Source organism: Methylocystis sp. ATCC 49242, from assembly GCF_000188155.2.
Taxonomy (GTDB): domain Bacteria; phylum Pseudomonadota; class Alphaproteobacteria; order Rhizobiales; family Beijerinckiaceae; genus Methylocystis.
In genome coordinates, this window is the sequence record NZ_KE124774.1 from 613424 (window position 1) to 637304 (window position 23881).

At 60.1% G+C, this 23881-nt stretch carries 21 protein-coding genes and 1 tRNA gene; 14 read left to right on the forward strand and 8 right to left on the reverse strand.

Annotated features, from left to right (window positions below):
- Nucleotides 1-33 precede the first annotated feature (33 nt).
- The 3 genes from MET49242_RS04830 to MET49242_RS04840 form a co-directional block, all read right to left on the reverse strand.
- Nucleotides 34-936, reverse strand: coding sequence for an outer membrane protein (locus MET49242_RS04830; protein ID WP_051134007.1), 903 nt, complete (start codon nucleotides 934-936; stop codon nucleotides 34-36).
- A 277-nt stretch (nucleotides 937-1213) separates the two neighbouring features.
- A complete protein-coding gene (locus MET49242_RS04835) occupies nucleotides 1214-2506 on the reverse strand; it encodes a hypothetical protein (RefSeq protein ID WP_036281082.1) in 1293 nt (430 codons plus the stop codon).
- A gap of 466 nt (nucleotides 2507-2972) precedes the next feature.
- Nucleotides 2973-3062, reverse strand: a tRNA-Ser gene (locus tag MET49242_RS04840).
- Nucleotides 3063-3432: 370 nt separating this feature from the next.
- Here MET49242_RS04840 and MET49242_RS04845 point away from each other — a divergent pair.
- The 4 genes from MET49242_RS04845 to MET49242_RS04860 all read left to right on the forward strand — a co-directional run bounded on the left by MET49242_RS04845 (nucleotide 3433) and on the right by MET49242_RS04860 (nucleotide 7188).
- On the forward strand, nucleotides 3433-4320 hold the full coding sequence (locus MET49242_RS04845) for an outer membrane protein (protein ID WP_036281083.1): 888 nt from the start codon (nucleotides 3433-3435) through the stop codon (nucleotides 4318-4320).
- A 317-nt stretch (nucleotides 4321-4637) separates the two neighbouring features.
- Nucleotides 4638-5513 (forward strand): outer membrane protein, encoded by an 876-nt coding sequence (locus tag MET49242_RS04850; RefSeq protein ID WP_036281085.1) that lies wholly within the window; start codon nucleotides 4638-4640, stop codon nucleotides 5511-5513.
- A 115-nt stretch (nucleotides 5514-5628) separates the two neighbouring features.
- Nucleotides 5629-6459, forward strand: a complete 831-nt coding sequence (locus MET49242_RS04855) for an autoinducer binding domain-containing protein (RefSeq protein ID WP_084678886.1) — start codon at nucleotides 5629-5631, stop codon at nucleotides 6457-6459.
- Nucleotides 6460-6540: 81 nt separating this feature from the next.
- Entirely contained in the window at nucleotides 6541-7188 is a 648-nt protein-coding gene (locus MET49242_RS04860) for an acyl-homoserine-lactone synthase (protein WP_036281087.1), read from the forward strand.
- Between the two features lie 920 nt (nucleotides 7189-8108).
- Here MET49242_RS04860 and MET49242_RS04870 read toward each other — a convergent pair.
- Nucleotides 8109-9581 (reverse strand): GlxA family transcriptional regulator, encoded by a 1473-nt coding sequence (locus MET49242_RS04870; protein WP_036281091.1) that lies wholly within the window; start codon nucleotides 9579-9581, stop codon nucleotides 8109-8111.
- Between the two features lie 176 nt (nucleotides 9582-9757).
- On the opposite strand from MET49242_RS04870, the gene ftsH reads away from it, so the two are divergent.
- The 3 genes from ftsH to MET49242_RS04885 all read left to right on the forward strand — a co-directional run bounded on the left by ftsH (nucleotide 9758) and on the right by MET49242_RS04885 (nucleotide 13545).
- A complete protein-coding gene (ftsH, locus tag MET49242_RS04875; protein WP_036281093.1) occupies nucleotides 9758-11683 on the forward strand; it encodes an ATP-dependent zinc metalloprotease FtsH in 1926 nt (641 codons plus the stop codon).
- 224 nt (nucleotides 11684-11907) lie between these two features.
- Entirely contained in the window at nucleotides 11908-12678 is a 771-nt protein-coding gene (gene amoC / locus MET49242_RS04880) for a bacterial ammonia monooxygenase, subunit AmoC (RefSeq protein ID WP_084678888.1), read from the forward strand.
- 369 nt (nucleotides 12679-13047) lie between these two features.
- Nucleotides 13048-13545: a DUF1269 domain-containing protein gene (locus MET49242_RS04885; protein ID WP_036281098.1), complete on the forward strand. Its 498-nt coding sequence runs from the start codon at nucleotides 13048-13050 to the stop codon at nucleotides 13543-13545.
- A 55-nt stretch (nucleotides 13546-13600) separates the two neighbouring features.
- On the opposite strand, the gene MET49242_RS04890 is transcribed toward MET49242_RS04885, so the two are convergent.
- Complete coding sequence (locus MET49242_RS04890; RefSeq protein WP_244430704.1) at nucleotides 13601-14269, reverse strand: hypothetical protein; 669 nt, start codon at nucleotides 14267-14269, stop codon at nucleotides 13601-13603.
- 200 nt (nucleotides 14270-14469) lie between these two features.
- Here MET49242_RS04890 and MET49242_RS25690 point away from each other — a divergent pair, with 200 nt between their 5' ends.
- The 7 genes from MET49242_RS25690 (at nucleotide 14470) to MET49242_RS04925 (ending at nucleotide 21661) form a co-directional block, all read left to right on the forward strand.
- A complete protein-coding gene (locus MET49242_RS25690; protein ID WP_192815571.1) occupies nucleotides 14470-14640 on the forward strand; it encodes a hypothetical protein in 171 nt (56 codons plus the stop codon).
- Nucleotides 14641-15192: 552 nt separating this feature from the next.
- Nucleotides 15193-16005 (forward strand): IS5 family transposase, encoded by an 813-nt coding sequence (locus MET49242_RS04895; protein ID WP_036279258.1) that lies wholly within the window; start codon nucleotides 15193-15195, stop codon nucleotides 16003-16005.
- A 627-nt stretch (nucleotides 16006-16632) separates the two neighbouring features.
- The gene (locus MET49242_RS23155) at nucleotides 16633-17388 is read left to right on the forward strand and encodes a hypothetical protein (RefSeq protein WP_144259467.1); all 756 of its coding nucleotides are present in this window, start codon (nucleotides 16633-16635) and stop codon (nucleotides 17386-17388) included.
- Nucleotides 17389-17747: 359 nt separating this feature from the next.
- Nucleotides 17748-19088 carry a leucine-rich repeat-containing protein kinase family protein gene (locus tag MET49242_RS04910; protein WP_051134459.1) on the forward strand — a complete coding sequence of 447 codons (1341 nt, stop codon included), beginning with the start codon at nucleotides 17748-17750 and terminating at the stop codon, nucleotides 19086-19088.
- A 229-nt stretch (nucleotides 19089-19317) separates the two neighbouring features.
- Entirely contained in the window at nucleotides 19318-20232 is a 915-nt protein-coding gene (locus tag MET49242_RS04915) for an outer membrane protein (protein ID WP_036281100.1), read from the forward strand.
- Between the two features lie 169 nt (nucleotides 20233-20401).
- Complete coding sequence (locus tag MET49242_RS04920) at nucleotides 20402-20860, forward strand: YaiI/YqxD family protein (protein ID WP_036286975.1); 459 nt, start codon at nucleotides 20402-20404, stop codon at nucleotides 20858-20860.
- A gap of 270 nt (nucleotides 20861-21130) precedes the next feature.
- Nucleotides 21131-21661 carry a hypothetical protein gene (locus MET49242_RS04925; RefSeq protein ID WP_036281102.1) on the forward strand — a complete coding sequence of 177 codons (531 nt, stop codon included), beginning with the start codon at nucleotides 21131-21133 and terminating at the stop codon, nucleotides 21659-21661.
- Between the two features lie 100 nt (nucleotides 21662-21761).
- Here the strand turns inward: MET49242_RS04925 and MET49242_RS04930 are convergent, their stop codons facing one another.
- From MET49242_RS04930 to MET49242_RS04940, 3 genes are all read right to left on the reverse strand, one after another.
- The gene (locus MET49242_RS04930) at nucleotides 21762-22613 is read right to left on the reverse strand and encodes a right-handed parallel beta-helix repeat-containing protein (RefSeq protein ID WP_158497257.1); all 852 of its coding nucleotides are present in this window, start codon (nucleotides 22611-22613) and stop codon (nucleotides 21762-21764) included.
- A gap of 261 nt (nucleotides 22614-22874) precedes the next feature.
- A complete protein-coding gene (locus tag MET49242_RS04935) occupies nucleotides 22875-23171 on the reverse strand; it encodes a hypothetical protein (protein WP_036286978.1) in 297 nt (98 codons plus the stop codon).
- A gap of 330 nt (nucleotides 23172-23501) precedes the next feature.
- Nucleotides 23502-23792 (reverse strand): hypothetical protein, encoded by a 291-nt coding sequence (locus MET49242_RS04940; RefSeq protein WP_036281106.1) that lies wholly within the window; start codon nucleotides 23790-23792, stop codon nucleotides 23502-23504.
- Nucleotides 23793-23881: the final 89 nt, after the last annotated feature.

A 23881-nucleotide genomic window follows, 5' to 3' on the forward strand; every position in this document is an offset into this window, starting at 1 on the left:
CAGCCCGGCCGCTGCGCCGTTGCATGGACGCGATCAGTACTGCGCGATGACCGGGGCCGAAGCCCAGTTGAAATGATAATTCAGACCCGCGCGCACGATATTGCCGTTGAACCGGACCCGGGTCGAAGGCAGTGAGGCGGTCTCCGCTCCAAAGAGCGTGCTCGTCACCACCAGCGGGCTGGAGTTGTAGGTCACCGAACCGAGATCATAATACAGATACTCGACCTTGGCGCTCCAGTTCGACATGAACATCCATTCTATCCCACCGCCGGCCGTCCAGCCCACGCGCGTATCCGAGAAGGCGCCCGTGGAGCCCCACGGAACCGCCGTGTCGATGAAGCTCGCGGACTGCGATATCGTGGCGCTGGAGCTCACGCCGCCATAGGCCAGACCGCCCGTTCCGTAAATCAGCAGGGTCGGGGTGGCGAGATAGCCGATGCGGCTCCGGACCGTGCCGAGATAGTCTAGGCTCTTCGACGTTCCCACGACAGTCGCGACATGGGAAGGAACGAGCGCGCCAGCAATGGCTGCGACATTCGCCGAGGAACCGGCGCCGCCATTGCCCGCAATTCCTTGAATGTCGGCCTCGATGCCCGTGACGAAGCTTCCGGCGATCCGCCAATTATAGCCGATCTGGCCGCCGCCGATGAAGCCGCCGGCGTTGGCGGGGTTATAGGCGCTCGCAGAAATCGCCGACGCGCCCAGAACGTCGCCGTTGAGTCCGGGAAGGGTCCAGAAAGGAGCGGAAGCGACATTTGCACTATTGCTGTTCGACCACGTTCCACCTGCGTTCAGACCGACATAGAAGCCTGTCCACATGGGCGGCGGCGGCGCGGGAAGCGGGTCGTCCTTTCGTGACGGAAGATCGGCGGCGACCGCCGATGCGGTCATAAGGACCGCAGTCATCACGACGACGCAAAAATGGCGCGTTTTCATTCGGCATTGTCCTTGGAGAATATCCGTGGCGGTCCTTCCACGGATTGGAGGTTCGAAGCTTCAATGAGAAGCATTCGCTGATTCGCTATGCAGGACAATGGCCGCACCGATTTATCTCGGTTGCAGGCGCGCGTTTCTGCAATTGTGTTGCTGTTTTACAATACGAACATCAACCAAGCGCATGAGGAAAGATAGTTCTGTTCGGTCTCTCCAGCGGACATTTGGTGTAAAATGAAGCGGACCGGACTCAATTGTCCGGTCCGCAAGCGCATGTCGACTACTGTGAATATTTGATCAGCAAAAATCCGCGCGTCCACGTCAGCCTGGTGGCGTCGGTTTTCGGATCCTGGTCGGGTAGCGCCTTGATCAGTCTGGAAGGCTGTGACCTGAAGATTCCGGTCGTGGGATCGAAGAGAACCGTATTGAGATAGGTCCCATTCGGGCAGGCGAATTGGGCGAAGTCGTCCGTCTCGATGTTCGGCCAACTCTTGTAAGTATGACAAAGACTGAGTTTTCGCATGAGTTGGCTCGGAGCGTTGACGGCGCCGAAATCCTTGAGCGTGAAATAGGCGCCCGACACGCCAACAAAATTGGCCGTGGTGTCGGCCAGGTTCGGCGCGCCATTTTTCGCAAGGATCGTCGAGATTGTTCCGTTGAAAAGCGTGCTGCAGGGTTTCGAGTAGAGATTATAGCCCCCGTTGACTTTCAGCTTCGGGTATCTGGGATCGCTTTCTCCCAGATCCCATTGATAGGGAAAACCTGTCGCCCAGCAGTTTTGCGGCGCCTGCGTCTCGCGAACATATTTCCTGGCGTCGTCGAGGCCCAGTCCGAGATAGGTGCGGGAGAAAACATTATACTTCCTGTTATTGATCCGAACTTCATACACATTCTGATCCGGATTGGGCTGCTGCCGGCTGGGATAGGCAATCTGCGCCGAGGAACCTCCGACTTCGAAGTTGCCGACAGGCGGCGTCGCCGTTTTGAAGACATTGAAATAGACGTCGTTCAAATTGGCCCATGTCCAGACGCCTTCTTCCGCATTGCCATTTGTCGTTCGTACTTCGCCGACCGAAAATCCTTTGGTTCGAACGCCAGCGCGGATAAATGCGTATAGCCTGTCGACCGCAGCCTTTCCGCAGAGCGCTTGCGCCGTCCGCATCCCGGCGGTCGCAAATAAATTGACAATCACACGATCCGCCGGGACCGGCGGGCTGATATTCGCGATTTTTGAACTGAGCTCCTGAAGCAGCGGATCGATCACCTGCGGCACGACTTTCGCGGGCGGCGCATAGTCCGGGTTGTTGCAGACGAAATTGTTTATGCCGTCTTCCTTTTTGCCGTTCGGCTGCACTTTCCTTTCAAAGTTGTCGATCAGCATCTCGATTTGCGCGTAAGGCCCGGGCGTAACCTTGTAAAAGAAGAGCCTTGTGCCGCTACTGCCGGCGTCGATGACGGCAGTGTAAACAGGCGGAATGGCCTGGGCATGCGCAGCGCCCCCCGTGCTGAAGAAGCTTGCGGCCACGGCCAGCAGGCAACACAGTTTTTGCAAGTTGGCTCTCAAGATTTTCATATTGAGTCTTCTCGATTTGTTCCGACGCGCTTCAGGTGTGTCATACTATCTTAGCCTAACTTGGTTGCGATCAGTAAACGAGATAATTCGAATGACAACTATCGATTATTGCCGACAAGCGTTTATAATTTGCAATTGCAAACAGGCCTCTTGCTGTCGACATAACTATAATTATTTTAATAGTAATTACTGCTAATATAATTCGAAATCAGTTCGGCGATGTCGCTGCGATTTCGATTGGCCGAGGCGACTTCGGAAAAGCATTGGTCATGGACGGTTTTGCGCGCTTACCCACGGTCGAGAGTGAATCCGGGCCGTCTGCGATCGAGATTCTGAGGTCCCGTCTCGCTGACCGCGACAGCGCGAGACCGTTAGGTTTCGGTCGGGCTTGTGGGCGCTGAGGCGTCGCTCGATCACGCGACGCGCGTTTTCGTAAATCAGCTGCCGGCGAGCGATTTCTTGATTCTGGCGGAGACGGTGGGATTCGAACCCACGATAGGGTTTCCCCTATAACGATTTAGCAAACCGTCGCCTTCAGCCTCTCGGCCACGTCTCCGCATATCGGTCCGCGTTACCGCGAACGGCATGCGTCATATGCCAAAGCAGCCCGGTCTTGGCAAGCAGCGAGATGGCTGTCGTTGAAGCGGATTGTGGGGCAGGGGTGGCTCGCTCATTCCTCGGGCGGAAAATCCGTAAACGGGCGTTAAGGACCGATCGCCCGAGCCAGCTTGATCTGTGGCATAATTGCAACTCCGTGCGCGAAAGAGCGTAGCGGCAGGGCAAATGTCGACATTCGGCGTTGACCCTACGCAAGCGTGAACTCTACTTTGCGGCGAGGATGGTCGGAAGACAATCCAGGCTTCTGCATTCTCCCGTGCAGGCGCTGGCAAACATGATCCACGCGATCCGCTTTTAGATACGAGGCCATGATGAAGTTCACCTCCGTTTCCGCCGCCGTTCTGGCGCTGGCGCTGACCGCCGGATCGGCTCTCGCCGCCGATCTCCCGTCTCGCAAAGCCGCTCCGGCCTATATTCCGCCGCCGCCGCCGCCGCCGATGTGGACCGGCTTCTATGTCGGTCTGAACGCGGGCGGCACTTTCGGCGCCTCGGGCGGCACGAGCACGGAGAGCTGGGGCGTTCTCAACGGCGGTTCGCCGATTCACGGCTGGGCCGCCGGCCTGAGCGCCACTTCCGCGCCGACAAGCAACAACAACAGCGGCTTCATCGGCGGCGGCCAGATCGGCTACAACTGGCAGTTCATGAACAGCTTCCTCGTGGGCGTGGAAGCGGACATCCAGGGCGTCGCCGGAAACTCGGGCAGCCAGAACATCTTCGGCGCGTCGTCCGATCCCTTCACCGGGACGACCTTCGCGACCTTCGGAACGCGCAGCAGCCGCCTCGATTACCTCGGCACCGTTCGCGGCCGCCTCGGCTGGCTCTTCACCCCGACGCTGCTGGTCTATGGCACGGGCGGTCTGGCCTATGGCGGCGTTTCGACGAACAGCTCCTTCGTGACCAGCGAGCTTGGCATCGGTCTGTCTTCGGTCGGCGGCACGACCTTCGCCGACACGCGCGTCGGCTGGACGGCCGGCGGCGGCTTCGAATGGATGTTCATGCCGAACTGGAGCGCCAAGGTCGAATACCTGTATTATGACCTGGGCACGGTCTCCGCTTCCGGCGCCTCGATCGAGCCGGTTGTCGGCGACTGGGGCTTCTCCACGACGACCCGCACCCGCTTCGACGGCCATATCGTGCGCGCGGGTCTGAACTACCACTTCAACTGGGGTTCCGCTCCGGTCGTCGCAAAATACTGATCGACTCATTCTGCTGTCGCGAGAAGCCCGGCCATCATGGCCGGGCTTTTTGTTTTTGTGCCGCTCATCGACCCTATTCGTCGCTGGGGCGCCTGTTTTCTTCGCAGATGCAAACGAAAATGTTGCGGCGGCGCCACAGTCGCAGAAATAAGGCCTTTACAGCTGCGTCTCAGCTCGGGATTGCGTTGACGGATTATGTCAACCGCTGATTGATTGGGTCAGGTAACGACGGGCTGGTCCCCGGCTCGGAGTGAAGTGGAGCAGAGGCCGTACTGGCGCCCTTCCTGACTGGTTTTACGAAACACGAGGCCATCGATATGAGAAAGATCGCTTTTTCCGTCGCCGTTCTGGCGCTCACGGCTGGGTCGGCGCTCGCCGCCGACCTTCCCTCGCGCAAGGAAGCCCCCGTCTACGTTCCGCCGCCGCCGCCCCCGATGTGGGTTGGTTTCTACGTCGGTCTGAATGCTGGCGGAACCTGGGCCGCTTCGACCAACTCCGCCTCGGATGCGTGGGGCCTCGCCAATGGCGGCACGCCGATTCACGGCTGGGTCGCCGCCGCCAGCGCTGCGTCCTGGCAAAATGGCGGCAACAACAGCGGCTTCATCGGCGGCGGCCAGATCGGTTATAACTGGCAATTCATGAACAGCTTCATTGCCGGTGTGGAAGCGGACATCCAGGGCGTCGCCGGCAATTCGCCGAACCGCGACATCTTCGGTTCTTCCTTCGATCCGATCAGCGGCACGAACATCGTCACCTTCGGCAATCGCAGCAGCCGCCTCGACTATCTCGGCACGGTTCGCGGCCGCCTCGGCTGGCTGTTTACCCCGACGATGCTCGTTTACGGCACAGGTGGTCTTGCCTACGGCGGCGTTTCCACCAGCGCCACCTTCGTGACGAGCGAAATCGGCTTCCCCTTCAACTCGGTCGCCAGCGCCTCCTTCGCCGATACACGCGTCGGCTGGACGGCCGGCGGCGGCATCGAGTGGATGTTCATGCCGAACTGGAGCGCCAAGGTCGAGTACCTCTACTATGATCTCGGCACTGTTTCCGCCACGGCGGTCGCCGTCGAGCCGACGGTTGTCGATTGGGCCTATTCCACCACGGTCCGTCAGCGCTTCAACGGCAACATGGTCCGCGCCGGCCTCAACTATCACTTCAACTGGGGCGCGGCTCCGGTTGTCGCCAAATACTGATCAGACAAGCTAGCGATCGTGAAAAGCCCGGCCTTTGGCCGGGCTTTTTTGTTGCCGCGCATGTGATTCGCTGCGGAGAGGCGAAACAGGGCTGTGATGAATTTTGGGATAGCGGTTGCCTGAGCGGCCAGGGCGCACTACCTTGAACTTGTCCATTATCAAACCTTTGGCCGATCACGTGCATTCGGATGATTTCTTTGATCTGATTGACCGGCTGGCGCGCGCCGACCGCGTAGAAGCCGCATCCGATATCATCACCGGCTTTACGAATGCGTGGGGGCTTCACAACGTCGCCTACGCGGCGCTGAACATGCCGAGCCCCGGCGCCGCGCGGCCGCTGTTGTCGATGACCTATTCGGTGGAATGGCAAAAGCATTACGCCCAAAGCGGTTACGTTGACATCGACCCGATCGTCCGCTCGGGCCTCGGCGGCATTCTTCCGATCGACTGGTCGGAGATCGACCGCGGCGATCCGATCATTCGCAAGTTCTTCGGCGAGGCGCAGGAACTCGACGTCGGCGCTAATGGAATGTCGATACCCATCCGCGGCCGCCACGGGGAATTCGCCCTTTTCACCGTGACATCGAACGAAAATGCGCTCGAGTGGCGCGCGATTCGCCGCGATCTGATTCGCGACCTGATGGTGGTTGCATGGAATTTCCATGCTGCGGCGCTGCGCTCATGCGGGGAACTGGCCGAACCGGGCGACGTGCATCTGCCGCTGCGTGAGGCGAGTTGCCTGCGGTGGAAGGCGCTCGGCAAAACCGACGAGGAAATCGGAAGAATTCTCGTTATAAGCCCGCACACCGTGCGCTTTCATCTCGAATCGGCGCGCGCGCGGCTGAACACGGCGAATACCACGCACACGGTAGCGAAGGCGCTTGCTCTGGGACTGATCAACATGTCCTATGAGCCGACCCATCTGATGCCCAAAAAACGTAAATGACCCCCCCATTTTCGGGAGGTGATAACACACTGAAAGTCCTGCAAGTTTTCCAAATCACCAACTGATATGGGGATTTGCAGGATGATCAAAATCATACCGGGAGAATGGCGCGCGCGTTTTCCGCGACTGATCGACGAAATGCACAAGCTTCGGCGCAATGTCTTTCACGAGCGCCTCAAGTGGCAGGTGACTGTCATCAACCGCTGGGAAATAGACGGTTACGATGCGCTGGACCCGCTCTATGTGCTCTCGCTGGACGAAAATGAGCGGGTGATCGGCGGGCTTCGACTTCTGCCGACCACTGGCTTCAACATGCTCAACGATACTTTTCCGCAGCTTTTGCCAGACGGCGCGCGCATAGAAAGCCCGCTGATCTGGGAGTCGAGCCGCTTCACCGTCAGAATGACGGGCGACAGCCGCGTCGACGCCCCGGTCATCAGTCGCGCCACGGCGGAGCTCGGACTCGCCCTCAATGAAATCGGCAAGGCCGCCGCCCTCAGCCATATCGTAACGGTTTATGACCGCGCGATGCATCGCATGCTCATGCGCTGCGGTTGCGCTGGAGAACCGCTTGGCGCGCCCCAGATGATCGGCGGCGTCGAGACTTACGCCGTGCTCTACGAAGTCGGACCGGAGTGGGACGCGCGCGTCAGATGTCTCGCGGGGCTGGCCGGCCTCTACCTCGATCCGGCAGTCGTCGACACGATGCGGGCAAGACTGGCGTCATGAACGGCGCAGAGCCAATCGAGACGCGAGAGGGAATTGCGCGGCGTGGCCGTCGTCGCGCAATCGCTGCGGATGTCCCCGCAGCACACAATATAGTGAAGCCTAAGGGGGCTCAGATGATTCATATTGTCACCCGAGAGAATTTTTCTCTCTTGGACTCTGAGATCGAGCTGCTTTATCGACGAAGATGCGAACGTCAGGATCTTGCCGCGACCTGCGCTTTCTTGCGAAATCTCGCGAAAGACATTGCGCTGCTCCGCGCGGTCCGGGATGCGCAGCAAAGGGTCGACGACAATGCGGCCTGGTTCGGGCGCCTCGCGTCCGACATGGATCGGCTGGCGAAAACTTCCGATCGCAGCGCGTCGCGCGCGTCCGACGCAAGTCGCCGCCGTACGTCTCGTCCGGTTGCTGCGAATACGAAAAAGCTACGTGTTCCGGAGGCTGTGACCGCAGCGCCTCGCAGGCGGGCCGTGCGCTAAGCGCGCCGACGACGCGCGTCTCGTGAGGGACACGCGTCGTATCCCATTGATGCGACGAAGGCGGCGACCGGCCCGTCGCGCCTCTTGTCGTCAGGCGTTGACGAAAGCCGTAATCGCGAAGGTCACGGCTGCGGCGGCGGCGAAAATCGACAAAATGGCGGTGATCGAGTTCATGGCGTCTTCCCCTTTGACCCTGGCTGGGCCGCTGCCCGACTGCCTTGTTTAGCGGATTATGTTCTGGTCTCAGTCGGCGCGACAAAATTACGCATTGCATTTGGCTAATGCGCAAGAAGGAAAAGATTTTGCGTCGCACGCGAAAAGGCGTCGCAAAATCGGGCGCATTGTCGAGCTGGCGATCGAAAGTTAATTTGCATTAATGATTTGTGAGACTGCGCGCGGCGCAATGACGATCGCTTTCAGCGCAGTCTCGGAATATGACGCGAATCAAGCCAGAGAGTGAAGCTTGGCTTTGAGGTCGCCGATCTCCGTTTCCGCGCGGATCTGGTCCGTGACGTCATATTGGACGCCGAGGAAGTAGATGAGCTGACCTTGCGCGTCGAAAAGCGGCGTAATGTTGAGCTTGTTGTGAAACAGCGCGCCATCCTTGCGGTAGTTGCGCAGAGTCACTTCGATTGCCTGTCGGTTGCTGATGGCCTCGCGCAGTCGACGAAGCCCCTCTTGGTCGCGATCTTGCCCCTGCAGGAAACGGCAATTGCGGCCGATGATCTCGGCGACCGAATAGCCCGTGATGTCCTCGAATCGCTTGTTCGCGTAAACAATTGGCGCATCTTCTAGATCGGGGTCGGTCAGGGTGACGCCGTTGACGCAAGTATCCAGGATCGTCGTCAAAATCTCGGGGATGATCTCCGAATCCTTGCGAACGGAAAACATCTGCGCCTTGTCCTGGCTCTTCGATTTGGCCCAGACCCGATAGGCGCTCGGCGCCATGTCGGTGAAGCGGCGGAATGCGCGGCGGAAGCTCGCCTCGTCGATAAATCCGGCGCTGGCCGCCAGCTCCTTCACGGGCTTGACGCTGGTTTCCAGCAGCATTCGGGCGGTTTCGACGCGGATGCGGTCGATGAAAGTCTTGGGCGACTCGCCGCAGGCCTGTTTCAGCCTTCGGTGCAGCGTGCGCTCCGACGTAGAGAGCGCCCGCGCGAGATCCTGAGCGTTGAAGGCGGCGTCAGATTGCCGGACGATTCGCTCGGCCTCGGAAAGAAACGAATCGGAGCTGTCGCCGAGCACGCTCACATTGTAGGCGGCCCCGCGTATGCCGCCCTTCGCGGGCGCCGATTCGCCAAGAGTGAAGTCAGCTGCGATTCGGCCCGCGTCCGGTCCACAGAGCGTCCGGATCACGTGCAGCGCCACGTCGATCCAGGAGAGAGGTCCCGCCGCCGTGACGACTCGGCGATCGTCGATCAACCTTGCGCCCCAGGCCGTGTCGGCTCTCGGATAGCGCTGCTTCAGCTCCTCGTGGTGCCATCGGCTGGTCGTGCAACGACGTCCTTCGAGCAACCCCGCCTCGCCGAGAAGGAAGACGCCAGAACCGCAACCCCCGATAAGAGCGCCGCGGGAATGATGCCGGCGCAACCATGCTGCGGCTGCGGCGTGGGCCGACATGTCCGGCGGCTTGCCGTTGGGATCGGGCGCGAAACTCGGCACGATAACGGCGTCGCATGTCGTGACTTCCTCGAAAGAGGTCTCGACCTCGAAAGTCGCGCCCGAGCCGTCCCGCACGGGACGCCCGGTCGCGCTGGCCGTGACGACGCAGAAGTCCGCGTCTCCGCCGCCGGAGTCCTGATCGGATGGAGCCAAAGCGCCGCCGATCGCCCGCCGCGCGAGCGTCAGAAGATCGGTCAATCCGAGAAAAGCGGAGCCCAGACAGCCGTCCAGGCCGGCCACGACGATCTTGTGCATCTCCCCCCGTCTTTTTGGCGAATTATGGACTGAATTTGGCTATTTCGCCATCCTGACCTAGATTGGTTCCAATCACACATTGGACAAGGCGAGGGCATCCGTCCTCCGTCCAATGACGATTTAGCAAGGGGAGGACGCTCCAGTCGTCGGAAGCGTTTGTTCCTCGGGAGGTGAAAATGAAGGCGAATTGGAAGAAATATTTGCCTTGGGTCGTCTTCGTCGCAGTCGCAGGCGTGCTGTTTGCGATGTTCCAGCATCAGCAGTCACGCACTCCGGCGCGAGAGATCACCTTCAGCGAGCTGCTGGTGCAGATCGACGAGGGCCGCGTCCATGACGTGACGATCGCCGGCAATGAAATCTCCGGCCACTTCAATGACAACCGGACCTTCCAGACCTATGCGCCGAACGATCCGAACCTCGTGCAAAAGCTCGAGGCGAAGAAGGTGCAGATCAGCGCCAAGCCGGCCAGCGACAATCCGGGCTGGCTCTCCACGCTGCTCGTGAACGGCCTGCCGCTGCTTCTGTTCATCGGCGTCTGGATCTACATGGCGCGCCAGATGCAGGGAGGAGCTGGCGGCCGCGCCATGGGCTTTGGCAAGTCCAAGGCGAAGCTGCTCACCGAAATGGCCGGCAAGGTGACGTTCGAGGATGTCGCGGGCGTCGACGAGGCGAAGGAGGATTTGCAGGAGATCGTGGAGTTTCTGCGCGATCCGGGCAAGTTCCAGCGTCTGGGCGGACGTATTCCGCGCGGCGTGTTGCTCGTCGGACCGCCCGGCACGGGCAAGACGCTGCTGGCGCGCGCCATCGCGGGCGAGGCCGGCGTGCCCTTCTTCTCGATCTCGGGTTCTGACTTCGTCGAAATGTTCGTCGGCGTCGGCGCGAGCCGCGTCCGCGACATGTTCGAGCAGGCGAAGAAGAACGCGCCCTGCATTATCTTCGTCGACGAAATCGACGCGGTGGGCCGTCATCGCGGCGCCGGTCTCGGCGGCGGCAATGACGAGCGCGAGCAGACCCTGAACCAGCTGCTGGTCGAGATGGACGGCTTCGAGGCGAATGAGGGGATCATCCTCATCGCGGCGACCAACCGTCCGGACGTTCTCGATCCGGCGCTGATGCGTCCGGGCCGCTTCGACCGTCAGATCCAGGTTCCGAACCCCGACTTCATCGGCCGCGAGAAGATCCTGAAGGTTCACGCCCGCAAGGTGCCGCTGGCGCCGGACGTCGACCTGAAGGTGGTGGCGCGCGGCACGCCGGGCTTCTCGGGCGCGGATCTGATGAACCTTGTCAACGAGGCGGCGCTGCTTGCGGCGCGCCGGTCGAAGCGGATCGTCACGAATCAGGAGTTCGAGGACGCGCGCGACAAGATCATGATGGGCGCCGAGCGCCGCACGCTGGTGATGACCGACGAGGAGAAGAAACTCACGGCCTATCACGAGGGCGGACATGCTCTGGTTCAGCTGACGGTCCCCGGCGCGATGCCGATCCACAAGGCGACGATCATCCCGCGCGGCCGCGCGCTGGGTATGGTGCAGGGCCTGCCGGAGCGGGATCAGGTGTCGCAGACCTATGAGCAGTTGACCGCAATGCTCGCGATCGCCATGGGCGGCCGCGTGGCGGAGGAACTGATCTTCGGCCACGACAAGGTGACTTCGGGCGCCGCGTCGGACATCCAGCAGTGCACCCGCGTGGCTCGGGCGATGATCACGCAGCTCGGCTTCTCCGACAAGCTCGGGACGGTGGCGTATGCCGAACCGCAGCAGGAGCAGTTCCTGGGCTATTCGCTCGGCCGCCAGCAGAGTCTCTCCGAGGCGACGCAGCAAACGATCGACGCGGAAGTGCGCCGGCTGGTTCAGGAAGGTTACGACGAGGCGAAGCGCATCCTGACCGAGAAGCGCGCTCAACTCGACACGCTGGCGAACGGACTCCTCGAGTTCGAGACGCTCACCGGCGAGGAGATGAAGGGCCTGCTCGTCGGCAAACGTCCGGTCCGCGAGGACACGAGCGCGACGCCGACACAGCCTCCGCGCGGCTCCGGCGTCCCGGCGACGGGCCAGAAGCCCGAGCCCGACGTTGACGGCGGCATGTCGCCTCAGCCCGTCTGATCCGGCTTCGGCACGACAGGAAAGGCCCGGCGCAAGCCGGGCCTTTTTCTTTTTGGCTTCAAGGGTTTCCTTGTCGCGAGGCGCAAAGGAGCCCGGCACCTGTAATGGCGGATTTTGCCCCCAGTTTGGCGACAAAGTCACTGTTGTCTTGTGTGGTACGAGGCAAGATGTGACAGCTGCGAGGGTCATGACCTCGAGCGAAAAAACATGGAGGAATAATTCATATGAGCTCGACGACAAGCGCGGCTGCTGGCGCAGCTGCAGAAGTAGAATCCGTAGTCGATCTGCGTGGCATGTGGATTGGCCTCGTATTGCTGAACGTGTTTTATCTGATCGTTCGCATTTACGAGCAGGTCTTTGGCTGGCGCGCGGGTCTGGACTCGTTCGCTCCGGAGTTCCAGACGTATTGGATGTCGATCCTGTGGACGGAGATTCCGCTTGAGCTGGTTTCGGGCCTCGGCCTTGCCGGCTATCTGTGGAAGACCCGCGACCGCAACGTCGACGCTGTTACGCCTCGTGAAGAGATGCGTCGTCTCGTTGTCCTGGTTCAGTGGCTTGTCGTTTACGGCATCGCCATTTACTGGGGCGCTTCGTTCTTCACGGAGCAGGACGGCACCTGGCACATGACGGTGATTCGCGACACGGACTTCACGCCGTCGCACATCATCGAGTTCTACATGAGCTACCCGATCTACTCGGTTATCGCGGTTGGCGCGTTCTTCTATGCGAAGACCCGCATTCCGTATTTTGCTCATGGCTACTCGCTGGCGTTCCTGATCGTCGCCATCGGCCCGTTCATGATCATCCCGAACGTTGGCCTGAATGAGTGGGGCCACACCTTCTGGTTCATGGAAGAGCTGTTCGTTGCTCCGCTTCACTGGGGCTTCGTGTTCTTCGGCTGGATGGCTCTGGGTGTGTTCGGCGTCGTCCTTCAGATCCTGATGCGCATCCATGCCCTCGTCGGCAAGGAAGGCGTCAAGCTCCTGACCGAGTAATGACGATGGCCGCCCGCGCCGAGCGCGCGGGCGGTTTTCTCTAAAAGGAGGTGAAACGCGATGGTTTTAAACGCACTTCTCGTGGCGTCCTTACTTTCGCCGTTGGCGTTCTGGTTTGCGGCGCCCCGCCGGGTCACCGCTCCGGTTCGGGTCCGCTGCAGGGCGAAACTTTAAAGCTGATCCGTCTCGAACCTCCCATCGAGCAACGGGCTACCCGCCGATGCCGCTGACCAGCGGCGCCGTGCGGGTTAGCTTTTACAGAGTTTACAATCCTGAATTTGTAACTGTGCATTGTAATTTCATTCATGTGGTCTAGATCGAACCCTGCGGCGCGCGATCATCGTCGTGCACATAAGCAGGAGAGCGCTCATGAATGATCTTCTCGTTATTGCTTTTCCGTCGGAGGAGAAGGCCGAGCAGGTCCGGCAAAAGCTTTTTACGATGCAAAAGGAATATTTGATCGAAATGGGCGACGCGGTCGTGGCCGTCAAAGGCGCCGACGGTGAAATCAAGCTCAATCAGCTGTTCAACACGACAGCGATCGGGGGCGTTTCCGGCGCCTTCTGGGGCGCGCTTATCGGCCTGATCTTCATGATGCCGCTTGCCGGCGCGGCGCTCGGCGCGGCCTCGGGCGCGGTGTCCGGCGCGCTGACCGATTTCGGCATCGACGACAAGTTCATGAAGGACGTCGCAGGAGCGATTCCGCCGGGCGGAGCGGCGTTGTTCGTGCTCGTTCGCAAAATGACGACGGACAAGGTTCTCGAGGGGCTCAAGGGCGTCGGCGGCGTGGTGCTGCGCACGTCTTTCGAGAAATCCAAGGAAGACGCCATTCGTGCGGCGCTTTCCGCGCAGGCTCCGTCAGCCTGACACAAAAAATGCGCGCCGGGTTGTAATGACCCGGCGCGCATGGAGCTTTATTCAATCAAGCGATTGTTTCTTCCCCGGCTTTACGCCGATGCGAGTGAAGCGTCATGTAGAAGCTGACGACAACGAAACCAATGCCCAGCAGCGCGACGATGATGAAGAGCGACGTCCTCTGAATGATCGCCATCGCTGGCACGAAGATGGCGAGGATGAGGCCGACGACGCAGATCTGCCATGCCTCCGCGTGCACGCCGGCGACGAAAGTCGCGAGCGCGAGAAGCGTCATGAGGTTCAGGCCGGTGGCGTTGACGTCGACGAGGGTGCGGATCGTCGGCGAGTAAATCAGCCACATGGCCGCGAGGAACGCCGCCCAATGCAAGATTTGCGTCCAGATGAGTTTGATTCGCTCCTGTCGCGTGTCCGCGTGGCGCCAGCCGACGTAAATGCAGATCGCGCAATAAACAGGGGTCAGCAACTCCCAGTAATAGCCCGACGGCTCGCCCGTGAAAGTGACGAGGCCGATGCCGAAAACCGCCATCGACAACATGATGATGTAGGGAAGATCGATCTTGACTACATCGAGGAAGAGAACTTCCGCAGGCTGCGTCCGGATCTCCTCGATCCCTTCTTCGAGCGCTTCCACCCAGCCGTGCTCATGAGGCTTTTGGCCTTCGGTGGCCGGGCCGGCGGTGACGTTCGTTTCGGCCTGGTCGGGGCTGTTCGACATGAATGGGGTTCTCCCTCGCCTTGGTGCTGAAATAGGCGCGCCCTATCTTGTCAAATTTCGAGAGAGCCTATCTGGCGCGAAGATAGTGCCTGGAGGGGGCCTCGGCAACCTTCGTTGCGCCGCCGCCAACCGCGCCGGTTTCGTTGCCCGGGCCTGACCTTTGGTTTAAAGCTGCGACGATCCGGACCTGTGGTGGAAACATGAAAAGAACGCTCATTGCCTCAGCTTTCCTGCTGATGATCGGCTTTGGTCTTTGGTCCCTCTATTTCGCAAGCCGTTATCAGGCCTTGTGCGAACTCTCCTATTGGTCTGCAAGCTCCGCTGAGCTGAAGCTCTGCGACGAGCGCCTGTCGGAACTCAGAGGTCGCTAAGGGCGAAGGTATAGCCGCGCGTTCTGGGGGCGGCGCTTCCGCGCGTTTACGCCTTTGATCAACGGATGATGACTCTTCTCAGCCTGAACAGATGTCTAAAGGCGAGCGCCGGCGCTTCGCCGCCTTTTTCCGGCTAATTCGGTTGCCGCAGGCGAAGAAGCGGATTCAGCTCGCTCCGCTGGCCGATAATCGCCGCTGATCGCCCGGGCGAAGCGCGCTTTTCGATGACGCGGCTCGCCATATAATGGCCGCTCGACAGACAACACGATCAGTGTTTTATGCCTCTTGCTCGCGTTTAGCGTCATGTTAGGCCATGCTGCAGCTCCCTCGCAGCATGGCGTTTGGGGGCTGCACAATGAAGACGCAGAGCGGGAGAACAAACAACATTGTTCGCGTTGCCGGGAGCTTTCGTGTAAGCCGGTCTTGTTACAATAGCGGCGGCGCAAGCTACACTGCTCTGCATAGAACTGGTTTGCTCTTCTCTGTAAGCAATTTGGAAATCGTCTAGAGGGTGTTATGTACTTTGGTGATTGATTGTCTTAGTAGAATCGGATGTCTCCGATTCGCAAACCTTATCCGTCTGACGTCAGCGACGAAGAATGGTCGCTGGTTGCGCCTTATCTGACGCTCATGGACGAAGGCGCGCCGCAGCGTCAACATTCGCTGCGCGAGCTGTTCAACGGCCTGCGTTACGTGCTGCGCTACGGCATCGCCTGGCGCGCCATGCCCAACGATCTGCCGCCATGGTTCGCCGTGTATCAGCAATCGCAGCGCTGGCTGTCGGCGGGCGTGTTCGAGGCGCTTGCGCAGGATCTGCGCGCCCAGTTGCGCGTCGCTTCCGGGCGGGCGGCGGAGCCGACGGCGGCGATCATCGACAGCCGCACCTTGCGCTCGACCCCTGAGAGCGGCCCACGAGCGGGCTATGACGGCGCGAAGCGAAAGCGCGGCTCGAAGCTGCACATGGCAGTCGACACATTGGGCCATTTGCTGGCGTTGCATGTCACGCCGGCGAATGTCGATGACCGCGCCGAGGTCGGCAAGCTCATCGCAGCCGTGCAGGATGTGACAGGCGAAAGCGTCGAACTCGTTTATGTCGATCAGGGCTACACCGGCGAAAAGGCGTCCGAGGCGGCGAAGGCGCAAGGCGCCGAACTGTGCGTCGTCAAACTTGCCGAAGCGAAGAAGGGCTTCGTGTTGCTGCCCAAGCGCTGGGTGGTCGAGCGTTCATTCGCCTGGGCGACGCGATGCAGGCGGCTCGTCAAAGACTACGAGCGCTATGCTCAGACCCTCGCAGGACTCCACGTCGTCGCCTTCGCATGTCTCATGCTCAAGCGCGCAGCAGATTTCATGATCCAAGGTGCATAACACCCTCTAGCGGATTCCTGTCTTGAGACGAGCGCAATAAATTGGGGGAGAGGAGTCATAGTCGAATATGAACTACAAAAGCCGCGTCCTTATTTGAATCGCTCCTACAGACGCGAAGAAAGCGCTGCGCTGACGCTTCCGGGGCCTGTCTCTTTGAGCGGACACGGCTTTCAAATATTTCCATGGTGAGTAAGCCATTAGCGTCGGCGGCATAACGAGGCGCCATGCGAGGTCTGGTCGCGACAGGAAATGGCTCTGTATGCGTTCCGAAGCCAATCGGGCGAATTTCGCAGCATTCGATGTCTTCCCGCAATATTAGGGGGTCCATTCGTTTTTGTTCAGGTCCAGCAGCGTGGATGTGGAGTTCTACTCCAAGGCCGGTCACGCTAGCGCCGCACGCTGTAGCCTGCGCCTGGAAATATCGGCCTCGGCATGTATTGCAATATGACCGCAGCGCTTCAATTACATTTCAGATGGATTTCTGGGGTCGCGATTTTGCAAGCGGCGAGCGATTAATGCTTTCGCTGAGTGGATTTTCATTGCCAAATGAAATTTGGCGGACGCGTTATTGGGATGACATTACTTGTGTCGCGCAATCTGCTTTGGTTTCTGCGGCGGAGACCAAACATGATTCAAAACGGTACTATGAACGAACGTTTGAAGCGCGCGCGCATATCGGCTGGATATCGAACCGCCAGCGATGCGATCAGTCGTTTTGGCTGGAGGGGATCGACGTACCGCGCCCACGAGAACGGCCAGAATCATTTTGACGCTCAGACCGCGACTAATTATGCGCGCGCGTACGGTGTGAACGCGGGCTGGTTACTTACGGGCGATGGCGCGATGAGCGCGAAAGCGAAATTGCCGCGTCGGGCAGAGCTTGTTCAAACGAACGGCGATGGCCCGGACGGACATGAAAAGGGGTCCAATATTCCTGTGTTGGGGGTAGCCGCTGCGGGCGTGTGGATGGAAGACGAGGTGCGCAGAATGACAAATGGAAGCGGCCGCACCCACCCGTTTCCTGCGGATCCGCGCTTCCCGGTAGAAGCCCAGTTCGACCTTGTCGTCGAAGGAACGTCGATTAACCGGTTTGCGCAAGCTGGCGATCATATTCGATGCGTGGACGTGGAAGCTGCAGGAATTGACGTTGAAGATGGCGATCTGGTCATTGTCGAAAGAACCCGTGGGAATTCTCTGAAGGAGACATCCGCGAGACGCGTTCGTCGAAGCGGCGAACATTACGAATTCTGGCCCGACTCTAGCGACCCGCTCTGGCAGACGCCCGTGATTGTGAAGGACGGTCATTCTGAGGAAAATGAGAATGTCCGTGTGATTGGATTGGTCATTTGGAAATTCAGGGACGCCTGCGATCGGGACGCTTAGGGTCGATTAGAGACTAAATTAGCTTCCAGTGGCGTTTTTTATTTGCGGCGTGTCCTCCTGCTTTGTGCCTGAAGGGTAGTAGGCTCCGCCCTTGACGCCTCATCCGCGGGAACGGCCGCCGCTTCGCCGAATTACGCCGATTTGCGCGACTTCAGACTGCGCCATCGTGGCGACTGCTTGGTCCCGGTTCAGATTTAATTTTTTCCGACTTCAATCCAGATTCCATGTAAGCGTGAATTAATCCCGCTTTGGTGGCTCTCCGGAAGAGCACCCGCTCTCCTGGCGTGAAGGTCGGCGACGACGCGGCTCCGTCAAAAACAGCGCTTTTGCTCCCGCGCGCCGTCCGCTACAGCGTGAGAATGCCTGTCTCCAAGACGACAACCGAACTGGAAGCCCTTCGCCGCGGCGATCTGGCCGGCGCAAGGCGGCTGCGTCTGCCGGGACTTGCCGAATTTCCGCGTGAGATATTCGGTCTAGCCGATACGCTCGAGGTGCTGGATCTCGGCGGCGGCGCGCTGAGCGATCTTCCCGATGACATGGGCCGGCTCCACAAGCTGCGCGTGTTGTTCTGCTCCGGCAACAGGTTCGAGCGGCTTCCTGCATCGCTCGGCGATTGCGCGTCGCTGAGTCAGGTCGGCTTCCGGGGGACGGGGCTGCGCGAGATACCCGGCGAGGCGCTGCCGCCCCTGCTGCGCTGGCTTATCCTGACCGATAATCAGATCGAGCGGCTGCCCGACGCTCTCGGGGAGCGGCCGCATTTGCAAAAGCTGATGCTCGCCGGGAACCGTCTGCGGACACTCCCGCCAAGCCTCGCTGATACGGCTTCGCTCGAGCTTGTGCGGCTCAGCTCCAATCGCATCGAGATCCTTCCGCCCTGGCTCGCGAGTCTGCCGAGGCTCGCCTGGATCTCCTGGGCCGGCAATCCCATGGAGCGCGCGCTCGCTCCAACAGCGGCGACGATGGTTCATTGGGCCGACCTCGAAATCGGAGACCGGCTGGGCGAGGGCGCCTCGGGACTCGTGCATCGGGCGTTCTGGCGTGTGGGCGGTTCGGATGAGGCGCTACCCGTGGCCCTCAAGCTTTTCAGGGGCGCGATGACCAGCGACGGTTTGCCGGAGCGCGAAATGGCGACCTGTCTCGCCGCCGGCGAACATGCCAACCTCACGGCCGCCCTCGGTCGGCTGGCGGATCATCCCGAGGGTGCGGATGCGCTCCTGATGCCGCTGGCGCCGGCTCATTGGCGCACGCTGGCGGCTCCTCCAAGTCCCGAGAGTTGCAGCCGGGACGTCTATGATCCCGGGCTACGGCTTTCTCCGACGAGCGCGCTGCGCCTCGCGCGCGGGATCGCCTCCGCCGCCGCCCATCTTCACGCCCGCGAATTGATGCACGGCGATCTGTATGCGCACAACATTCTCTGGGACGGTGAGGCCGGCGAGGCGGCGCTCGGCGATTTCGGCGCGGCCTGCGTGCTTCCCGAGGGAGTTGAGGGCGACGCGTGGCGGCGGATAGAGGTCCGCGCCTTTGGATTGCTGCTCGGCGAATTGCTGGACCGATGCGCGTCGGAGCCCGCTGCGTTGACAGGATTGCGAGAACTCGAATGGGCCTGCGTGCAGCCCGATCGAGCGGCCCGCCCGTTGATGCAGGATGTGATCGGCATCCTCGACGATACGATGGAAGAGTGCGGCTCGTTTTTTTCATAAGCGCGCGCCGGTCGTTCGCGTTGATGTCCGGCCTGCGGATGTAATTTTGTCCGCTTGTTCCTGCGCCGTCATGCCGTGGCGGATATGTCTCATTGGGCAACAATGTGAGGCAGGAAGCGTTACCGTTGCCGCAACTCTTGTTGACGCCCCCGGTCCCGGGCGTGAGGCTTGGAAGAATTCTGGCGCGTCTACAGCCGCAGCTGAGAATCAATGCATCGGGAATTGTCCAATGAGAAAGATCGGCTTTGCGCTCACTGCGCTGACGCTTGCGGCTGGTTCAGCCTTCGCCGCCGATTTCCCTTCGCGCGAGTCTCCGCCTCCGGCATACATTCCTCCGCCGCTGGTGTGGACTGGTTTCCACGTCGGTCTTAACGCCGGCGGAACATGGGACAGCAGCCAAAATGTCTCTATCGCTTCCGCTCCCCTTTTTCAGGGTGGAGCATTTGGCCCCGCTCCCTGGTCGGCGGCGGCGGCGCTCGGCGCGACGGGCGTGCTTGGCGCCAGTGGGAACGGAGGCTTCATCGGAGGTGGCCAGATTGGCTACACTTGGCAATTTCATCGGAACATCGTCGCGGGCGTCGAGGCCGATATTCAAGGAATCGCCAGCGGAGTAGGCGGCGGCTCCCTGACAACTACGGTTCCCGTCATGCTTCCCGCGGCGCCATTTCCATCGGCGAACACCGTCATGTCGGCTAGCAGGAGCCTCGACTATCTGGGAACAGTGCGGGGCCGCATCGGCTATCTCTTCAGCCCGACCTTGCTCCTTTACGGAACCGGCGGTCTTGCATATGGCGGCGTAAGCCTGAACGTCACCGGTTTGCAGAGCTTTACACTTGGCACTCCCGGTTTCATTACAACTGGCTTCGGCGGTAGTTCATTCTCCGATACGCGTGTTGGCTGGAGCGCGGGCGGCGGTCTCGAATGGATGTTCTGGCCGAACTGGAGCGCGAAAGCTGAATATCTCTATTACGATCTCGGTTCTGTCCGAACCAACGCCGGGTTGACTACGACAGTTTTGGCTACCGGAGCGCTCGTTTGGGCAAACGGAACACAGGCGCAGGCCCGTTTCGACGGGCATGTCGTGCGGGCGGGCGTCAACTATCACTTCAATTGGGGTGTTGATCCGACTGTCGCCAGCTATTGATCGGATGCTTTGCAGTCGCTGCTTAACAAAAACTTGCAAATCGAGCGGTTCGCTGGACCTCGCTGCGAAACTCGCTCGCGCCGGGAAAAGTATTCGTCATGTGGCTCTTCGCAACGCCGCCGCCATCAGCGCGGGTGACAACTTGGGCCGAAGCTGTCAGGACGGCGCCATGACGATTACAATCTACATCGACGCCGATGCTTGCCCCGTGAAGGATGAAACTTTCAAGGTCGCGGCTCGCTATGGACTGCGGACGTTCGTCGTATCCAACAGCTTTATCCAGATTCCCCAATCTCCGCTGATCGCCCGGATAATCGTCGATGCCGGCGCCGACATCGCCGACGATTGGATCGTCGAGCGGATCGTTCCGAATGATGTTGTCATCACCAGCGACATTCCGTTGGCCAGTCGCGTATTGGCGAAACAGGCGCACGCGATTGCGCCTTATGGCCGCGCTTTTACAGAGGACTCCATTGGTCTGGCTCTCGCGCAGCGATCGCTCATGGAGCATATCCGTTCCACGGGCGAAATAACCGGCGGTCCGCCGCCTTTTTCTTCCGCCGACCGTTCGCGGTTTCTCCAGACATTGGACCTCACGATCGCGCGGGAGCGGCGACGGCGGCATTGAAAATATCGCACCGGCCATGCGGAGCCGCGCGTGCTTTTGAGGGCGCGGTCTGCGTATTCAAATTTGACGCATTTGTCTGTCGAAAGCAGACGGGGAAGGGGGCGGAACCGACGACGGAGAGGCTCCATAGCCTTTTGAAATCTCCATTCGCCGCATGAAATGCGCCGCTCAAGCTTGTTTGTATGTCGATTTTTCGCCGGATTCGTTTACAAAATATGAATCGCGAGACGAGCTCGACGCATCGATTCGAGCGACGGAGGAGGGATCTCGATGGAATGGCTCGAGTCCGATCAAGACGTGAGCGAAATGAACTCCGTCAATGAGACGCCATCAACGGCGGCGTCTGTAGTGAATTTCCCGACCCGCCAGATTTCCTCCGGCGGCGACAACGCCGCCGCGGCCCTGAACCTCGTCGCGGAAGCCGCGGCTGCAATCAAGGGACTGGAGGAGCAAGCGGCCGAAGCGGTAGCGCGCGCTCACAATGTCGCTGACGCCGTCGTCAGGAAGCTTGAACTCGCCGATGCCCGCGCGGAGCGAGCCGAAATAGCGCAGCTCGAGGCCGAGGCAAAGATCGTCGAACTCACAGCAGCGCTCGAGGAGACGCGCAACGCATTCGATATGCTGCAATCGCGGCTCGCTGCAAAAGAAGCCGAGTTGATAAGGGTGGAGCAGCGCGCGAGCCTCGCGGAACGCCGCGCGGACGAAGCAAATGTCGCCATCCAGAGCATTGTCGAAGCGATCCGGACGCAATTGCCCGTCAGAACCGAGCTCGATCCGGATGAAGCCGGAACCGCAGCCTGAGCCCTTTATTTCCGGGCCGAATTTATCGTTTTGTACGCCGGTGAAAATGGTCTGAACACGGGTGCGCTCGCATGCTCGTGCATGAAAGTGCACCCGTGTTTCAGCGCGTCCCCACGTTTGTCAGGGACCCGCTCACGTCGTCGACCGGTCCTGACCCATTGCCACGGATGAAATTGTCGCCGGCGCTTTCGGCGGCGGTGAAGAGATAGACGCCTTTGCCGCTGTTTCCGGTTGCAGTCGAATGCGTAAGGCGGAGAATTGCCCCGATCTCGCTTCTGAAGCCGACAAGGTTATTGTTGGCCTCGCTGTCGACGACCATGAGTCGCGTGTATCCCTGTATCATCACGCCCGCGCCGGAATTGTTTATCGCCGACGCTTGTTTGAGGACGCCCTTCGCCGAGCCGCCGTTCGTTGTGATATTGAAGCCGTCGCCGCCGTTATTCGATGAAATTATGTCCGTCAGCAAAAATTTCAGATTTGCCGTTGGACGAAGATATACGCCGACGCCGGTGAAATTCTGAACGGCGCAGTTTCTGATCGAAAGCGAACCAGCTGAATTTAGCTTGATTCCATTCGTCGCGGATTTGAGCCCGTCGATCGTAAGGCGTGAGATATTCACGCTGTCGTTCGCCCCGGCATTGATTGTTATTGCGTCGCCTGCGCTGGCGCGAACGACGCCGGCGCCCTCGGCGCCCGTTATCGTGATCGCCTTATTTATGTTCAAAGGACCATAATTTCCGGGGCTAAGCGCCTTTATCTCGCCGCCAGCCAAAGTCTGGTTCAAGGCGTATTGGAATGTGAGGCAGGGATTGGCCGAGGATGCGCAGTTTCCCGTATTGACGCCCTTGCTCGAGACAAAGGAAACGGCGGCTGCCTGCGCAGGGATGACCATGAGGCTGGCGGCGATCGACATGAAGCCGGCGGCGACCGGCATAGACAAAATCCTGGACATGAATGACTTCCCCCGCTGGAGATGAGGCGGCAAAGATCGCTCCTGCAGGAGTGATCTAGCGAGTTTCATCATGAACTGCGTTGTGGAAACGCACAGCGGGTTGCAGCAGCCATATCGCGATACGCGGGTTTTGCCCCGCATCCGATATTGCTCATGAAGCCGGTCACGCCTGATAGTGTGAACCGGCCGGGTAGCAGCAGCCATAGCATGAACGCAGCGCCGGATCATTGTGCATCAAGGATCCGACGCCGCCATCCCTCGTCAGTAGTAGTGACGCCGCGCGTAGTGGCGCCGGTAATAGTAACGGGGCGTCGGAGCGGTGGCTGCGCCAATGAGCGCGCCGCCGGCCGCCCCGATTGCGCCGGCGGCCAATGTCGGGCCAGCGAGGCCGCCCGAAGCCAGAGCGCCAATTCCCGCGCCGCCGAGGCCGCCGATTACGCCTCCTCCCAAGGCGCGTTCGCCGGGAGTGTAGCAGCCGTATAGCGGGAGAGAAGCCGTCAGTAGCGCGGCAAGAACAATGACCTTTTTTACGGGGCGGGCGACAACCAGACTTTGCATTGACGAGACCTCGGTTCGGTGCGTTTGACTGATCATCCCGAACGGGAATCGCCCGGGAAATCAAACCTCAAAATGAACCAGCTTTAAGCCTTAACGATGGCCTCGGCTCCGCGCGTCACGACGAATTCCCGCAGTATTGCCCCAATGCGAATATTTCTCAATTTTTGCCGCCCAAAAACGAAACGCCGCGACGCCATATTCCTTTCGGCCGAGCGCCAATAAAGGTCGTCGTGACGTCCTCCGGACAGGCCTCCACGAAAATCACCCCTGCCGTCATGCCAAAGCTGGCGCTGTCTCTTTGGCGGCAAAGCCTGGGGCGCCGGCGGAGAATCAAAGCTCCTCGGCGAAATATGCTCTAGTAGCAGCGAACGCCTCAACGAGCATGCGCCTGTCGGTTTCGTGCTGCTCGAACCAGGTGATGTCGTTGTCGTCGCCCTGCGGCTGATCCAGTCCCCAACAGCAAATGCACTTGTCAGCCAGTTCTTCGTCACTGGATTCGTTTAGCGCCGATATCAGGTATTGGCATGACCCGTTGCTGCATCTCGTCAACCAGCGCACGGCGATGTCGATGCATCTTTCCCACCCTCTGGGCGAGGCGCCGGTCTGCAGATAGCTCCTCATCGACGCTTTCTCGGATTTGTCTCTGCTCGATGCAAAGCGCTTATATGAATGAGATAGAACCCGCCTCCTGCAACGCAAGGCTTTGCAGA

Coding starts and splice junctions, on each gene's coding strand:
- MET49242_RS04870 (WP_036281091.1), bottom strand. CDS start 9,581: ATGCACAAGATCGTCGTGGCCGGCCTGGACGGCTGTCTGGGCTCCGCT.
- MET49242_RS04860 (WP_036281087.1), top strand. CDS start 6,541: ATGATCAAAATCATACCGGGAGAATGGCGCGCGCGTTTTCCGCGACTG.
- ftsH (WP_036281093.1), top strand. CDS start 9,758: ATGAAGGCGAATTGGAAGAAATATTTGCCTTGGGTCGTCTTCGTCGCA.
- MET49242_RS25690 (WP_192815571.1), top strand. CDS start 14,470: ATGAAAAGAACGCTCATTGCCTCAGCTTTCCTGCTGATGATCGGCTTT.
- MET49242_RS04835 (WP_036281082.1), bottom strand. CDS start 2,506: ATGAAAATCTTGAGAGCCAACTTGCAAAAACTGTGTTGCCTGCTGGCC.
- MET49242_RS04930 (WP_158497257.1), bottom strand. CDS start 22,613: ATGTCCAGGATTTTGTCTATGCCGGTCGCCGCCGGCTTCATGTCGATC.
- MET49242_RS04915 (WP_036281100.1), top strand. CDS start 19,318: ATGAGAAAGATCGGCTTTGCGCTCACTGCGCTGACGCTTGCGGCTGGT.
- MET49242_RS04890 (WP_244430704.1), bottom strand. CDS start 14,269: ATGTCGAACAGCCCCGACCAGGCCGAAACGAACGTCACCGCCGGCCCG.
- MET49242_RS04920 (WP_036286975.1), top strand. CDS start 20,402: ATGACGATTACAATCTACATCGACGCCGATGCTTGCCCCGTGAAGGAT.
- MET49242_RS04925 (WP_036281102.1), top strand. CDS start 21,131: ATGGAATGGCTCGAGTCCGATCAAGACGTGAGCGAAATGAACTCCGTC.
- MET49242_RS04935 (WP_036286978.1), bottom strand. CDS start 23,171: ATGCAAAGTCTGGTTGTCGCCCGCCCCGTAAAAAAGGTCATTGTTCTT.
- MET49242_RS23155 (WP_144259467.1), top strand. CDS start 16,633: ATGATTCAAAACGGTACTATGAACGAACGTTTGAAGCGCGCGCGCATA.
- MET49242_RS04885 (WP_036281098.1), top strand. CDS start 13,048: ATGAATGATCTTCTCGTTATTGCTTTTCCGTCGGAGGAGAAGGCCGAG.
- MET49242_RS04830 (WP_051134007.1), bottom strand. CDS start 936: ATGAAAACGCGCCATTTTTGCGTCGTCGTGATGACTGCGGTCCTTATG.
- amoC (WP_084678888.1), top strand. CDS start 11,908: ATGAGCTCGACGACAAGCGCGGCTGCTGGCGCAGCTGCAGAAGTAGAA.
- MET49242_RS04895 (WP_036279258.1), top strand. CDS start 15,193: ATGTCTCCGATTCGCAAACCTTATCCGTCTGACGTCAGCGACGAAGAA.
- MET49242_RS04850 (WP_036281085.1), top strand. CDS start 4,638: ATGAGAAAGATCGCTTTTTCCGTCGCCGTTCTGGCGCTCACGGCTGGG.
- MET49242_RS04940 (WP_036281106.1), bottom strand. CDS start 23,792: ATGAGGAGCTATCTGCAGACCGGCGCCTCGCCCAGAGGGTGGGAAAGA.
- MET49242_RS04845 (WP_036281083.1), top strand. CDS start 3,433: ATGATGAAGTTCACCTCCGTTTCCGCCGCCGTTCTGGCGCTGGCGCTG.
- MET49242_RS04910 (WP_051134459.1), top strand. CDS start 17,748: ATGCCTGTCTCCAAGACGACAACCGAACTGGAAGCCCTTCGCCGCGGC.